The sequence below is a fragment of the Streptomyces sp. NPDC055099 genome (assembly GCF_053607685.1).
Window position 1 is genome coordinate 108405 of sequence record NZ_JBSGUA010000004.1, and the last position, 15032, is coordinate 123436.

11 protein-coding genes are annotated in these 15032 nt (G+C 70.0%); 7 read left to right on the forward strand and 4 right to left on the reverse strand.

Annotation, left to right across the window (positions count from 1 at the left end; all coding sequences use genetic code 11):
* Positions 1-27 precede the first annotated feature (27 nt).
* Complete coding sequence (locus ACWFRU_RS11920) at positions 28-2646, forward strand: tetratricopeptide repeat protein (RefSeq protein ID WP_453685995.1); 2619 nt, start codon at positions 28-30, stop codon at positions 2644-2646.
* 39 nt (positions 2647-2685) lie between these two features.
* Here the strand turns inward: ACWFRU_RS11920 and ACWFRU_RS11925 are convergent, their stop codons facing one another.
* The 3 genes from ACWFRU_RS11925 to ACWFRU_RS11935 form a co-directional block, all read right to left on the reverse strand.
* Positions 2686-3783 (reverse strand): barstar family protein, encoded by a 1098-nt coding sequence (locus ACWFRU_RS11925; RefSeq protein ID WP_453685996.1) that lies wholly within the window; start codon positions 3781-3783, stop codon positions 2686-2688.
* Positions 3780-4283: a cupin domain-containing protein gene (locus tag ACWFRU_RS11930; RefSeq protein WP_453685997.1), complete on the reverse strand. Its 504-nt coding sequence runs from the start codon at positions 4281-4283 to the stop codon at positions 3780-3782. Before ACWFRU_RS11930 ends, ACWFRU_RS11925 begins: the two co-directional genes overlap by 4 nt.
* A gap of 107 nt (positions 4284-4390) precedes the next feature.
* Positions 4391-5035, reverse strand: coding sequence for a sigma-70 family RNA polymerase sigma factor (locus tag ACWFRU_RS11935; RefSeq protein ID WP_453685998.1), 645 nt, complete (start codon positions 5033-5035; stop codon positions 4391-4393).
* A gap of 78 nt (positions 5036-5113) precedes the next feature.
* Between ACWFRU_RS11935 and ACWFRU_RS11940 the strand changes: the two genes are divergently transcribed.
* The 4 genes from ACWFRU_RS11940 to ACWFRU_RS11955 all read left to right on the forward strand — a co-directional run bounded on the left by ACWFRU_RS11940 (position 5114) and on the right by ACWFRU_RS11955 (position 11269).
* Positions 5114-6037 carry an alpha/beta fold hydrolase gene (locus tag ACWFRU_RS11940; RefSeq protein ID WP_453685999.1) on the forward strand — a complete coding sequence of 308 codons (924 nt, stop codon included), beginning with the start codon at positions 5114-5116 and terminating at the stop codon, positions 6035-6037.
* Positions 6038-6057: 20 nt separating this feature from the next.
* Positions 6058-7653: an FMN-binding glutamate synthase family protein gene (locus tag ACWFRU_RS11945; RefSeq protein WP_453686000.1), complete on the forward strand. Its 1596-nt coding sequence runs from the start codon at positions 6058-6060 to the stop codon at positions 7651-7653.
* Positions 7654-7760: 107 nt separating this feature from the next.
* Complete coding sequence (locus ACWFRU_RS11950; protein ID WP_453686001.1) at positions 7761-9491, forward strand: thiamine pyrophosphate-dependent enzyme; 1731 nt, start codon at positions 7761-7763, stop codon at positions 9489-9491.
* Positions 9492-9745: 254 nt separating this feature from the next.
* Positions 9746-11269, forward strand: coding sequence for a catalase (locus ACWFRU_RS11955; RefSeq protein WP_453686002.1), 1524 nt, complete (start codon positions 9746-9748; stop codon positions 11267-11269).
* Positions 11270-11407: 138 nt separating this feature from the next.
* Here ACWFRU_RS11955 and ACWFRU_RS11960 read toward each other — a convergent pair whose 3' ends face one another.
* Positions 11408-13453 carry a SpoIIE family protein phosphatase gene (locus tag ACWFRU_RS11960; RefSeq protein WP_453686003.1) on the reverse strand — a complete coding sequence of 682 codons (2046 nt, stop codon included), beginning with the start codon at positions 13451-13453 and terminating at the stop codon, positions 11408-11410.
* Positions 13454-13649: 196 nt separating this feature from the next.
* Between ACWFRU_RS11960 and ACWFRU_RS11965 the strand changes: the two genes are divergently transcribed.
* The gene (locus ACWFRU_RS11965) at positions 13650-14402 is read left to right on the forward strand and encodes a hypothetical protein (protein WP_453686004.1); all 753 of its coding nucleotides are present in this window, start codon (positions 13650-13652) and stop codon (positions 14400-14402) included.
* Between the two features lie 70 nt (positions 14403-14472).
* Complete coding sequence (locus ACWFRU_RS11970) at positions 14473-14895, forward strand: SRPBCC family protein (protein ID WP_453686005.1); 423 nt, start codon at positions 14473-14475, stop codon at positions 14893-14895.
* Positions 14896-15032 lie beyond the last annotated feature (137 nt).

The window sequence follows — 15032 nt, forward strand, 5'->3', positions numbered from 1 at the left end:
TGTAGGGCAGGTGGGGAGGAGAACGCGATGGCAGAGGGGCCGGTGTCAAGGCAGGAACTGATCCGTCGACGGCGCGGCGGTGGTTTCGTCGGGCGGCGGCGCGAGCTGGCGGTGTTCCGGGAGAACCTGGTGCAAGGAATCGGCGCCGACTCCTATCAGTTCCTCTTCCACGTCCACGGTCTCGCCGGGGTGGGCAAGTCGACACTCATCCGACGGTGGGAGGCGACGGCACGCGAGGAGGGAGCGGTGACCGCCCTCGTCGGGGACGACGTACACAGCGCGGTCGAGGCGATGGCGGCGATCGGCGAGCAACTGGCGCGACAGGGCTCCCCGTTGAAGCAGTTCGAAAAGCACCTGTCCGCCTATCGGCAGAAGTGCCACGAGGCCGATGCCGCGTTCACGGAACAACTGATGTGCGAGGGCGACCGCGGGCCGGCGCCCTCGAACCAGGCAAACCCTTCCCCCTCCAGCACGTTCGCGGCGCAGATCGGCGTGGCCGGGCTCAGCCTCGTGCCGGGTATCGGCGCGTTGAGCGGTGCCGTCCGCCCGGAACACGTCGCCTCCGGCCTCGATCGGGCGCGTACGGCGCTCAGTTCACGACTGCGCAGCCACGAGGACGTGCAGCTGGTCCTGTCACCGCTCAAGGTACTGACACCGCAGTTCCTCGCCGATCTGGGTGATGTCGCAAAACGCCGACCGTGGGTGGTGCTGTTCTTCGACACCTACGAACGTACGGCGCCACTGCTGGATGTCTGGCTGCGGGACATGCTGGTCAGCGAGGCGTACGGGCCGGTGCCGGTCAACGTGCAGGCGGCACTCGCGGGGCAGGGGCCCCTGAACTCCGCGTGCTGGGGCGACAGCCTTGACCTGGTCACCGAAGTCGCGCTCGAACCGTTCTCCGAGGACGAGGCACGTGCGCTGCTCGCCGCCCGCGGTGTGACCGACGCACACGTGGTCGACGTGGTCCTGCGCCTGTCCGGTCGGCTCCCGGTACTCCTCGACGCTTTGGCCAGGAGCCGCCCTCAGCAGGTGGACGCGGTCGGCGACCCGTCCGACACAGCCGTCGAGCGCTTCCTCAAGTGGGAGACGGATCCGGCCCGCCGGGAGACGATCATTGCCTGCGCACTTCCCCTGCGCGTCGACGAGGACATCTACCGGGCGCTCGCGCCCGCCTCCGACGCCGACGGTTTCGAATGGCTGCGCGGGCTCCCCTTCCTCACCGGTCAGACGGGACGCCACCGCTACCACGACGTGATCCGCACCCCGATGCTGCGATTTCAGCGCTCCCGCTCCCCCGTTCAATGGCGACGCACCCACGCCCACCTCGCCTCGGTCTTCCGCACATGGCGCCGCGAGCGGGAGGAGAGGCTGTCGCCCGACGACTACTGGGACGACTCCGCCTGGCGGGGCCATCGGCTCGACGAGACGTATCACCTGCTCTGCGCGCAGGAACGCGGCGCGCTGTCCGAAGCGCTGCGCGACGCTGTACTCGCGTGCGGACACACCACCGAATCCCTGCGCCGCTGGGGCCAGTTGCTCGTACAGGCCGGGACGGACAGCGACAGCTCCGGCGACACCGCCGACCTCGTCCGCACCGGGCAGCGCCTGCTGGAGTTCGCCGGGCGAGATTCCGGCGTCGCGGAGGCGCTGACCTCCCTACTGACCGTGCCTGGCCTCGGCACAGAGGGGCGGGCGCTGGCCCACGCGCTCCGCGGCCGCGAGTACCGGCGCGGCGGCCTGCACAGCCAGGCGCTCGCCGACTACACGGCAGCACTGACCCTGGACCCAGACCTTCCTCGGGCCTATGCGGGCCGGGGGCACACTCACCTTGCCATGCGCCGCTTCGAGGCTGCGCTGGCCGACCACAGCGATGCCGTCCGGCTCGCTCCGCGCTCCCCGACCCACCGGATCAACCGCGCCACCGTCTACTTCCGCATGCGCCGCAGCGAGGAAGCCATGGCGGATCTCGACCACGCCCTGGCTCTCGATCGCCACAACACCTGGGCGCTGGAGTTCCGCGGCTTGCTCCACCACCAGATGGGTCACCACGACAAAGCGCTGACAGACCTCACCGACGCGGTCACAATCGACCCGCAGGCAGCGTGGGCCTTCGGTGCTCGCGGCGACCTCCATCTCACCCTCGGCCACCTCGAATCCGCCCTCGCGGACCTCGACCACGCCCTCGACCTGGCTCCCCAGGCTCCCTGGCCGCACTGCTGGCGAGGCGAGACCTACCGCGTCCTGGGCCGGTACGAGGAAGCTCTCGCGGACTTCGACCGTGCCATGGAACTCCTTCCCCGCTGTGGCTGGTTTCCCTACCAGAAAGCTCTGGCCATGCGGCTGTCGGGAACGCCCGGCGAAGCAGCCATGTGGCAACGCGCGACAGACATTTACCAGGCCGAAGTGCGCAGGGGCCCTGACTTCGCCGACCTGCCGCGCAGCAATCTCCTGGTGCTGTGGTGCGCGCTGCCAGACTGGGACCGTGCCGAGGAGCAGCTGCGGGTCTTCTTGTCTCATGCCCCCTCACCTCACCAGGTTGTCGAGGCGCTGGACGACCTGGCAGATCTTCAGCGGGCCGTGCCGGTCAGTCCCGAGAGGCTGGCGCCGGTCCTGCGACAACTGAGGGATCGCTTGGGAACGTCCTGAGGTGAGGGTACGGGCCCGCGAGTCTGCCGTAGCCGCCCCTCACGCCAACGTCACCCGCACCCCACCCCCCGCCAAGACATCGAGTACCTCGGCGAAAAGGTCGTAGCGGTGGCCCTCCGGTGTCAAAAGACGAGACAGATGCTCGCGGGCCGTTTCGGCGTTTCGCCAGAGCAGCGTGGCGGGGGCCGTGTAGCCGAAGGTGCCGCGCAGGCAGTCGTCGAGGGCCGCGAGGCAGCCGCCGAAGTAGCCGCCAGGGCCGTTCATCGCCTCGCCGAGCGCCAGGTAGATGCTCGGTTCGTCGGTGATGTGTCCGCCGTCCAGTTCGTAGGCGTGACCGGCCGGCCCGGCGTGGTGGGTGCGTCGGCAGCCCCGCTCCCGGACGAGATCGAGCCAGGCGCCTCGGTGCCGGGTGTCCAGGGCGGTCCAGGCGCCCGGAGCCTGCGGGGGCCCGGCGTACCACTGCTCCCAGATGCGCCGGACGTACTCGGGCTCGGGCGTGAAGCGTTCCGCGTCGAGTTCCAGGTCGATCAGGTCCGGGCCGCGGGAGGAGGGATGCCAGGCCCTGACCTGGGTCCACAGCAGCCGCTCGGTGAGCAACTCGCCCTGGTCGTCGCGTATTTCCAGGGCAGCTTCCTCCAGGTCCAGCGCACGCCGGGTGCCCTTCGCCAGTGCCGCCCGCAGTCGCTCGCTCTGCGCGAGTCCCCGCAGGACGAGCGGAGGCGCCGCCCGCTTGGGTGGCAGAACCAGGGCGAACTCACGGCAGGAACCCAGCCACCGCGTTCCGTCGTGCACGCGGACGGAGCCCCGGTATCCCTCGGGTGGGCCCTCGTAGTCGTCCAGGCCCGTCAATACGAGGCTGTCCGTTCCTTGCGGTTGCCCCAGGCTCTCCGCGTCCTCCAGCAGCCAGGGATCGAGGGTGCGGTCCTCGGGCACCAGCCACACCCGGGCGCCGAGCCAGCCCCGCGCCTCGGCGCCCTCGGGGTTCCAGCCGAAGAGTTCGTACGTCCCGCGCAGGGGCTCTTCGAAAAGGCCGTCCACAGCGGCGCACACGCCCCACGCGCGGCCGTGCTCTGTCTCCGTCAGCGTGTATCGCCCGTACCCGCCGGATTTTTCGTCCTCATGCACGGTGGGCATCATGCCTGAGTCGCGGCGAGCGCCTCTCGCCACACGGGGCTGTCCACGTAGTGGTTGTCGTAGCGCTCCGAGGATTCCGCGATCTTCTTCGGGTCGGTCTCGCCGCGCATCACGCTGCCGAGCAGGCGCAGGTAGTCGAAGCGGGCCATGCCGGGGGTGAAGACGAAGAGGACGTCTGCCTCGCGGCCCGGGGCCGCGGCGAAGGCGTGCGGGGTGTGCGGGGGCACGGCGAGGAAGTCGCCTGCCTGCAGGACGGTGATCTCTTCGCCCACCAGGACCTGGAGGGAGCCGCTGATCACGAAGAAGAGCTCCGTGGCCTTGGTGTGGAGATGTGCGGGGGCGCCGACTGCTCCTTCGGTGAAGGTGGAGCGGTAGGTGGTGAAGCCGCCGCCCGGTCCGTCGGTGTCGGCCAGCAGGGTCATGACGCTGCTCGGGTCGGCGCTGGTCTCGGCCTCCGATGCGCGGGTGAGGACGGCGGCGAAGTCGGCGTTCTTGCTGTTCATGGTGGTGTTCCCCTCGGTTCCGCGACGCCCTTCCGCGTCGTTGTGATCACCACTCTATGAACTCAAAAGACCTCCGGAGGAGTGCAATTCAGTGCCGAAAGGAGGGGTCAATTGTCGAGCTGATCGCGCTGGATCGCATGGGCGAGAGCCCGGCGCGCGGAGGCTGATCCCGTGGCGGTGGCGCCCGCGGTGACGTTCTGGGGAACGTCCTCGGGGACGTCGAGGCGGCGAGCGATCTCGTCGTACGTGTTCCGATGGGCGCCCGGCAGTTGCGCCTGATGCCGCCTCAAGTCCTCTTCCAGGAGCCTCCGCAGCTCGTCGACGCTCTGGGGCGTGAAGCGTTTCCTGCCGCGGCCGAGAGCATTCACGTGGCGCGTGCAGTGGGCGGCCTCGCCCAGGGTCTCCGAGACCACCTCGGCAAGGCCCCACAGGCGCCCTTCGAGCCACGCCGGGTCCCGCTGGTCGAGGTGGAGGTCCATCGGCGGCGGCCGGTCTCCCGCCTTGCGTTTCGCCACCTGCTTGGACACGGCGGGCTGACTCATGTCCGCCAGCTCCGCGATCTTGTCCTGCGTCCAGCCGAGATCGACGAACAGTTTGATCATCTCGGCGCGGAGCTTGCGCATCTCCTCGCCCGCGCGAATGACCTCGTTCATGCCGGCGAGCATGCGCTCGGCCTGCCCCTCGGTCAGCGACCCGGAGCCCTCGCGAAGGCCCTCGCGGAAACCGTCCTGTGTGTCCTCTCCACCTGCCATGGCTCGGTTATACAGCTCGGCGCACTCGTCGGCATAACCGGGTTGTATAACCTGGTTATGAGTGTCAGGATCCGACCCATGCCCACCTACTCCGCCCCTGACGGAACCCAGCTCGCCTACCGCGTCCACGGAGGCGAACACGAACGCGAACATGGAGCCCTCCATGAAGGCGTCCCCCTCGTATGCGTCCCCGGCGGCCCCGCGGACTCCCGCTATCTCGGCGATCTCGGCGGCCTGTCCGCGCATCGGCGTCTCATCGTCCTGGACGGTCGCGGCACTGGCCGGTCCGCGATCCCCGAGGACCCCTCCTCCTACCGGTGTGACCGCCTCGTCGACGACATCGAGGCCCTCCGCCGCCACCTCGGGCTCCGCACGATGGACCTGCTCGGCCACTCCGGCGGTGCGAACGTCGCCACGCAGTACGTGGCCCGCCACCCCCAGAACGTGCGCAGGCTCGCCCTGATCGGCCCCGGAACCCGTGCCGTCGGCATCGCCGTCCCCGGCGCGATGCGCCGCGAGCTCGCGCTGTCACGGAAGGACGAGCCGTGGTTCGCCCCGGCGTTCGCCGCACTGGAAGCGATCACCGAAGGCACCAGCACCAGCACCAGCACCAGCACCAGCACCGGCATCAGCACCAACATCGACTGGGACGCCATCAACCCCTTCTTCTATGGCAGATGGGACGCCGCCGCCCGGCACCACTGCGCCACGAGTCAGCCGGACAACAAGGAGGCCGTCGCCTGGTTCGCGGCAGAGGGCGCCTTCGAACCGGAGGCCACACGTGCGGCGCTCGCTGGCTGTGAGATGTCGGTGCTGCTGCTCACCGGGGAGTTCGACATGAACAGCCCCCCGCAGGCGGTGGCCGAGTTCGCGGCACTGTTCCGCGACGCGAGCCTCGTGGTGCAGCCGGCGGCCGGGCACTATCCCTGGCTCGACGACGCCGGGCGATTCGTGGCGGCCACGGCGGCGTTCCTGGATCACGAGGAACGTGTGACCAGCTGAAATCAGGTCACACGACGTGCATGACGCGTTTCGTGACAGTGGGCCTGCTGATGGTCTGCGCAGTGGGCGGTGCACTTCTCGCCCTCCTGGTGTCCCCGTGGTGGTGGCTGGCCGCGGCGCCTCTCCTGGGCGTGGCACTGACCGGTGCGTACGACCTCGTACAGAGGCGGCACTCCGTACTGCGCAACTACCCCGTGCTCGGCCATCTGCGGTTCCTGATGGAAACCCTGCGCCCGGAGCTGCAGCAGTACTTCGTGGAACGCAACTACGACGGCAGGCCCTACGACCGCGACACCCGCAGCATCATCTACGAGCGGGCCAAGGGCGTCGCCGCCGAGGAACCCTTCGGCAGCGAACGCGACATGGACGCCCGCGGCTACGAGTTCCTCGTGCCGTCCATGGCTCCCCTGGCCGTGCCCGACGAACCGCCCCGCGTCCGGATCGGCGGCCCCGACTGCACCCAGCCTTACGACATGGCGCTCCTCAACGTCTCGGCGATGAGCTTCGGCTCGCTCTCCTCCAACGCCGTCGTGGCGCTGAACACCGGTGCGGCGCGCGGCGGTTTCGCCCACGACACCGGCGAGGGCGGCCTCTCCTCCCACCACCTGCGGCCCGGCGGTGACCTGGTCTGGGAGATAGGCACCGGCTACTTCGGCTGCCGCACACGTGACGGGAACTTCGACCCGCGGCAGTTCGCCGAGAAGGCCGCCCACCCCTCCGTGCGCTGTGTGTCGCTCAAACTGTCGCAGGGCGCCAAACCGGGGATCGGCGGCGTCCTGCCCGGCAGCAAGGTCAACGCCGAGATCGCCTCGGTCCGGGGCGTTCCCGAAGGCAGGACCGTGGTCTCGCCGCCGTACCACCGCGTCTTCTCCACCCCTCGCGAACTCGTCCAGTTCCTCGCCCGGATGCGGGAACTTGCGCGGGGCAAGCCGGTGGGCTTCAAGCTGTGCCCCGGGTCCCGGACCCAGTTCCTCGCCGTGTGCAAGGCCATGGCCGAGGAGGGCATCACCCCGGACTTCATCGTCGTGGACGGTGCGGAGGGCGGCACGGGAGCGGCGCCGCTCGAATTCGCCGACCACCTCGGCATGCCGCTGCGGGAAGGTCTGTTCACCGTGCACAGCGCCCTGACGGGCGCGGGCCTGCGGGACAGGATCCGCCTCGGTGCCAGCGGCAAGGTGGCGACGGGCTCCGACATCGTCAAGTGCCTTCTCCTGGGCGCCGACTACACCAACGCGGCCCGCGCGATGATGTTCGCCGTCGGCTGCATCCAGGCCCAGCGCTGCCACACCAACCGCTGTCCGACCGGCGTCACCACCCAGGACCCTCGCCGTGCCCGCGCCCTCGATGTCATCGACAAGGCCGCGCGCGTCACCCGCTATCAGCGGGCCACCGTGCAGAGCGCGCTGCAGATCATGGCCGCGATGGGCGTCCGCGACACGGCGGACCTCGGCCCGCATCTCCTGCGCCGCCGCGAGGACCACGGCGATTTCCGGTCCTACGCCGAACTGTACGAGTGGCTGTCCCCCGGCGAACTGCTCACGGCGCCGCCCGCGAGCTGGGCAGCCGACTGGCGGGCGGCGGATCCGGACAGCTTCGCCGTGCGACGGCCGGTCTGACCGCCGGACCGGACTGACCACCGGACCGGACTGATCGGCGGACCTGCCTGCCGACACCACTGCTCCCCCTGACTGCCGTATCGAGTCGTATCGAGAGGAAGACCTTCATGTCCCGCACCGTTGCCCGCGTGATGATCGACGCCCTGGAAGAACTCGGGGTGCGCCATGTCTTCGGCGTGGTGGGGGATGCCCTGAACCCCTTCACCGACGCCATCCGCGCCAGCGAGTCCGTCGAATGGGTGGGCTGCCGCCACGAGGAGGCCGCCGCTTTCGCCGCCGGCGCCCAGTCACAGCTCACCGACACCCTCGGGGTCTGCATGGGCACCGTGGGCCCGGGCTCCGTCCACCTGCTCAACGGTCTCTACGACGCCGCCAAGAGCGGCACCCCGGTGCTCGCCATCGCAGGTCAGGTGCCCCTCTCGGAGGTCGGCACCGACTACTTTCAGGAGGTCGACAACGACCTCCTCTTCCGTGACGTCGCCGTCTTCCGCGCCACCGTCACCTCCCCCGAGCAGATGCCGGGCCTGCTCGAAATAGCCGTACGCAACGCGATCGGGCGCCGCGGCGTGGCCGTCCTGACGGTGCCCGGCGACATCGGTGACCTGGAGCTGCCCGCGGACCGGCCGGTCCGGCTCTCCGTGGCGGAGTCCGCCAACCGGCCCGACGACCCGGTCCTGGACGACGCGGCCGCCGCGCTCTCCGACGGCGGCAAGGTGACCATGCTGGTCGGCCGCGGGGCGCGCGGTGCCCGCGAGGACGTCCTGGCCCTCGCGGAGCGGCTGGCGGCGCCCATGGTGCTCACGCTCAAGGCCAAGGAGGGCTTCGAGGGCGACAACCCCTACCAGGTCGGCCAGACCGGGCTCATCGGCAACCCGGCCGCCGCGCACGCCATGGACCACGCCGACACCCTGCTGCTGCTCGGCACCGACTTCCCGTACCGGGACTGGTATCCGCAGGGCAAGAAGGTCGTGCAGGTCGACCGGGTCGCCGAGCGCATCGGCCGGCGTGTTCCGGTCGACGTCGCCCTGGCCGCCGACGTCGGCCCCACCGTGCGCGGGCTGCTTGAGCGCCTCGAACGGCGCCCCGCGCGCGAGCACCTGGACGAGGCGCGGGAGAAGTTCACCAAGTGGCAGCAGGGCCAGCAGCGCCTCGCCACGCCCGGCCACGACCACGGTCTCGTCGGCAAGCTGCGCTCGGCCCTCGACAACCGGGATCACCTGGTACGCCCGGAAGCCCTGGGCGCGGCCGTGGACGCGCTGGCGGCCGACGACGCCGTGTTCACCTCGGACACGGGCATGGCCACCGTGTGGCTCTCGCGCTTCGTCGAGATGCGCGGGTCCCGCCGCCTGCTCGGCTCGTACAACCTCGGGTCGATGGCCAACGCGATGCCGCAGGCGATCGGCGCGCAGCTCCTCGACCCCGAGCGGCAGGTCGTCGCCTTCTGCGGCGACGGCGGTCTCGGGATGCTTCTGGGCGACCTCATGACCATCCGCAGCCGGCGGCTGCCGGTGAAGCTCGTCGTCTTCGACAACCAGCGCCTCGGGATGGTCAAGCTGGAGCAGGAGCAGGCCGGCCTCGCGGAGTTCGGCACCGGCCTCGACAACCCGGACTTCGCCGCGGTCGCCGAGGCCCTGGGCATCACCGGCATCCGGGTGACCCGGCCCGAGGACCTCGCCGAGGGGGTCGGCAAGGCCTTCGCCACACCGGGCCCCGTCCTCCTGGACGTGCTCACCAACCCCGAGGAGATCGCCGTGCCGGGCAAGCCGACGATCCAGCAGGGCTGGGGGTTCGCCATCGCCAAGATCCGCGAGAACCTCACCAGCCCCGGCGGCCACTGACGCGCGGCGGGAAATAGAGGCGTCCACCACGTATTGGCTGCGCCAAGTCGGGCACTCGGAGTCTGTCCGGTGAAAGATCCACAGGCGCGAACAAATGGCCACACCGGGAGAAAAGCCGCAAGATGGACTCGACGCCAGCACGCCGCCGAATCCGCCACGCCAGAGACAGACCCTCGACATACAGCCCTTCGCAGCTGCAGGCCCCGGCCGTCGCGGCGCCGAGAACTTCATCCACCGAAAGGCACTCGTACCTCATGAGCGACGTCACAGGTAAGGCGACAACCAACGACGCCGGCGCGCCGGTCGAAAGCGATGAGCACTCGCTCACCGTCGGCGCCGGTGGGCCGATCCTCCTGCAGGACTCCTATCTGATCGAACAGATGGCGCAGTTCAACCGGGAGCGGATTCCTGAGCGGCAGCCGCACGCCAAAGGCAGCGGCGCCTTCGGCTACTTCGAGGTCACCGGAGACGTCAGCGCCCACACGAAGGCCGCCCTCTTCCAGCCGGGCACCCGTACGGACCTGTTGATCCGCTTCTCCACCGTCGCGGGCGAGCGCGGGAGCCCGGACACCTGGCGTGACCCGCGCGGATTCGCGGTGAAGTTCTACACCACCGAGGGCAACTACGACATGGTGGGGAACAACACCCCGGTCTTCTTCGTGAAGGACCCGATGAAGTTCCAGCACTTCATCCGGTCCCAGAAACGCAGGGCGGACAACAACCTGCGCGACCACGACATGCAGTGGGACTTCTGGACTCTGTCCCCCGAGTCGGCCCACCAGGTCACCTGGCTGATGGGTGACCGGGGCATCCCGCGCACCTGGCGCCACATGAACGGCTACACCTCGCACACGTACATGTGGATCAACGCGGAGGGCAAGCGCTGCTGGGTGAAGTACCACTTCAAGACCGACCAGGGCGTCGAGAACTTCACGCAGCACGAGGGCGACCAGATGGCCGCCGCCGACACGGATTACCACACCCGTGATCTCTTCGAGCACATCCGGGACGGGGAGTACCCCAGCTGGACGCTGTACGTGCAGATCATGCCGTACGAGGACGCGGCGACGTACCGCTTCAACCCGTTCGACCTGACGAAGGTGTGGCCGCACGGCGACTACCCGCTCATCGAGGTCGGCAGGATGACGCTGGACCGCAACCCCACGGACAACCACGCCGAGATCGAGCAGGCGGCCTTCCAGCCGAACAACCTGGTCCCCGGCATCGGCCCCAGCCCCGACCGCATGCTCCTCGCGCGGCTGTTCTCGTACGCCGACTCGCACCGCTACCGGATCGGCGGCAACTACCAGCAGCTGCCCGTCAACGCTCCCATCGTGCCCGTCCACACGTACTCCAAGGACGGGGCCATGGCGATCCACAAGCGGCAGGACCCGGTCTACGCGCCGAACTCCAAGGGCGGCCCGGCCGCCGACACGGCCCGTTACGGCTCCCCGCCCAGTTGGTACGCCGACGGCGACATCACCCGCGCCGCCTACGTCGACCATGCCGAGGACGACGACTGGGGCCAGCCGGGCACGATGGTGCGCGAGGTCCTCAACGACGAAGAGCGCGACCGCCTCGTGGACAACGTCGTCGCGCACCTGCTCAACGGCGTGACCGAGCCCGTCCTCGTCAGGGCCTTCGAGTACTGGTCGAACATCGACAAGTCGATCGGTGAGCGCATCGAGCAGGGTGTGCGCGCCAAGGCGAGCGAGAAGGACCCCAAGGCCGCCGAGCAGGCCAACCCGGCGCGCAGCAGCATGCAGGACAAGGCCTGAGCGACAGCCCGACCGACAAGGCCTGAGCGACTCTGGACGAACGACCGGCCCGTCGGCCGCTGCCCGTGGGGGACAGCGGCCGACGGGCCTTCGCGTGCGTTCAACCCGCCCGCATGCGGTCAGGCCGCCGGAATACGGTCAGTCCGGCGGCACCGCGAACTCGCACCAGACCGCCTTGCCCTCGCCCCGGGGCTCGATGCCCCAGCGCGTGGCGACCGCCTCCACCAGGAGCAGACCGCGCCCGGAGGTGGCGGTCTCCACCGGCGACCTCATGTGCGGCCGGGTGCTGGAGCGGTCCTTCACCCACAGACGGACACGGCGGGGCGGCCCCGTGAGCACCTCCAGGGTGAGGATGGCGCCCCCTTCGGTGTGCACCAGGGCATTGACGAGGAGTTCACCCGCCGCCACCTCGACGTCGTCCGCGACCGCCCCGAGGCCCCACGACGCGAGATGCTCCCGCAGCGCCGCCCGCGCGTCGGCGAGCCCCTCCGGGTCGGCCTGGTGGACGTACCGGTGGATGCGCGGCTCCTGGAGCGTCCCGGGGTCGGGGAGCCGGCGCAGGACCAGGAGCGCCACGTCGTCGCTGCTGCCCCATCGCTTCCACAGCGCGCGGGAGAGGTGGTCCGCGAGGTCCTCCGCCCGCTCGGGGCCCGCGGACAGCACCTCGGCGAGGTTCCGCATCCCGGTGTCGAGATCGAGGCCGGCGTCCTCCACGAGCCCGTCCGTGCACAGGACCATCGTCTCGCCGGGTACGAGGTCGAGCCGCACCTCGGGGTAGTCCTCCATGCCGAACTCGGTGGCAAGCCCCAGCGGCAGCCCGCCACGGACCCGCGGCACGCCCACGCGGCCGTCGACATGCCTCACGAGAGGCGGCAGATGCCCGGCCCGCACGGCGCGCACGATGCCGGTGGCGGGGTCGAACTGGGCATAGGTGCAGGTGGCGAAGCGCTCGGTGTCCAGCTCGGCCAGGAAGCGGGAGGCGCGCGAGAGCACCGTCGCCGGCGGGTGCCCCTCCCCCGCGAACGCGCGCAGGGCGATGCGGAGCTGCCCCATGATGGCCGCGGCGTGGGTGTCGTGTCCCTGTACGTCGCCGACGACCACGCCGATACGTCCGCGGGGCAAGGTGATGACGTCGTAGAAATCGCCTCCGACGTCGCGACCGCCCCAGGCGGCGTGATAGCGGACGGCGACCTCGGAGTCCGCGACATCGGGGACCCCGCGCGGCAGCATCGTGGCCTGCAGGCTCTGGGCGAGGTCCCGTTCCTCGTCGAACAGCATGGCGCGCTGCAGCGACTGCGCGACGATGCCGGAGAGGCCGATGCAGAGGTTGCGGTCCGCGTCGGTGAAGTCCTTGCGGCCGCGGTAGAAGAGGGCGAGGCCGCCGATGGCCCGGTCCTGCGCCACCAGGGGCAGGAACGCCGCCGAGTCGAGCTTCATCTCCTCGATGTAGGGCCTCAGGCGGGTGAAGCGCTGCCCGAGGTCGGGCAGGGAGCCCACGAAGCGGGGCTGGCGTGTCATGACGGCCTCGGCCAGCGGCAGTGATTCGTCGACCTTGTGCAGCTTGAGCTCGTCGAGGGCCTGCATCGTCTGGCCCACCAGGGCGATCATCTTCAGGTTGTCCCCGTCGACCAGACCGAGGACCAGGCCGTCGGCGGCGAACCGGTCGAGGCCGCTCGCGCCGGAGAGCACGGCCACCACGTCGTCGACCGTCACGGCCCGCGAGAGGGCCTGCGTGGTGCCCTGCACCATCAGGGCGACGCCCTGGCGGCGCTCCTCCCTGGGGTCGGTGGCGGCGAGCTGGGCCCCGTCGTCCGCGGCCGTGCGCAGAACGCCGATGACGCGTACGGCCCGGCCCGCCTCGTTGCGCAGGATGCGCCCACGGGCGTGACTGAGGTGCAGGGAGCCGTCGCGATGGCGCACGCGGAAGTAGACGCCGTAGAGGTCTTCCCCCGCGGCGGTCGCCTCCGTCACGGCGAAGGTGATCCGCACCATCTCCTCGGGAGGCACGCGTCCCTGCAGGGAAGTCACCGCGCCGCCGAACTCGTCGGGCCGCAGGTCGAGCAGCACGAGGGCACCGGCGTCGAGTTCGAGCTCACCGCTGTCCAGGTCCCAGTCGAAACTGCCCATGCCGGTCAGGTGCAGGAACTGTTCCGGATCGAAGTGTGACTTCTTGGCTGAGGTCATGGCTGTCTCCGTATGCCGCTCGGTCACCATAAGCGCCACGAGCCCCGGGCGCGCGGCGCTCGCGACCCCCCGAAAGTGGAGATCGACCTTCCGGTGATCTCTCCGGGCAACGGGGTAACCGGGTGTTTCCGCGGCACCGACGGCCGCGGGACGGAGCACGGGGCGCGGGGTGCGTCCTCGGGAAGGAGCAGACGTGGTGAAGGGCAGCAGAAAGATGGCGGCCGTGGTCGCCGGGGCCGCGATGGTGGCCCTGTCGGGGTGCGGCGGCGACTCGGGCTCGGACTCGAAGTCGGGCGACAAGCCGTTCGCGGGCAAGAGCGCCGACCAGATCGCCGCCGACGCGGTCAAGGCCACCGAGCAGGCCGACTCGATGCACATGAAGGGAACCGTGCAGCAGTCGGCGGGTTCCACGATGACCGTCGATCTGTCCGTCGACAACAACAAGAACTGTGACGGCACCATCAAGGCGGACGGCACCTCGGCGGACGTACGGAACGCCAAGGGGACGTTCTATCTGCGGGGCGACGAGAAGTACTGGCGGACCGCCCTCAAGGGCCAGGCCGGCGGCGACAAGATCGTGCCGAAGATTGCCGACAAGTGGGTGAAGGCACCGGCCGACGACCAGACGACGAAGAGCCTGTGCGACAAGAAGGCGCTCATGGCTTCCATGGACAAGAACAAGTCGGAACGCAAGGGAATGAAGAAGGGCTCGACGACGGACGTCGACGGAACCGAGACGATCCGGCTGACGAAGAAGACCTCCGGCGGCGAGACCCTCACGCTGTACGTGGCCACCGAGGGCAAGCCGTACATCCTGCGGTCCACGTCGACGGGCGGCAAGGACCCCAACACCGCCACCTTCAGCGACTACGGCAAGACGGTCAGCCCTGAGGCGCCCGCGCCCGGCGAGACCGTCGACCTGCAGAAGCTTGCCGCGTCGTCCCAGTAGGTGTGACGCCCGCGCAGTCGAGTGCCGGGCACGCGCCCAGCCACTCCCGTTCATCAGAAAGAGGTGCGTAATGTCCGCGTCCCTGCTCGAGTCCGTCGATGTCCGGGCGCCGGTTTCCGTCGCCTGGCGGCTGTGGAGCGACGTGGCCCGCTGGCCCTCCTTCCTCAGCCACGTACGGCTGGTCGAGCCGATGGACGAGCGACGCTTCGCGTGGCAGCTGGAACTCCCCGGCGCGGAGAAGAACTTCGTGGCCGAGCTGACCGAAGTGGTGCCCGAGAAGCGGATCGCCTGGCGCACCGTCGAGGGGGTGGACCACGCCGGTGTGGTGACCTTTCACCGGCTGAGTGACACCACGAGCCGGGTGACGCTCCAGATCGAGTACGACCCCAAGGGCTTCGTCGAGCACCTCGGCGCTCTCACCAATCTCGACTCCACCCTGGCCAACTACGACCTGGGTGAGTTCCAGAAGCTCGCCGAGAAGACGGCGCACTAGGCCTAAGCCGGCCTATGGACGAAAAGGGTGCCGCGGGCGGCGGGGGGGGGCGGGGGGGGGCCCCGTGCGGGGGGGGGGGGCCCGGGGGAGGGCGGGGCGCCGGGGCGCGCCCCGGCGGGGGGGGGGAGGGGGGCCCC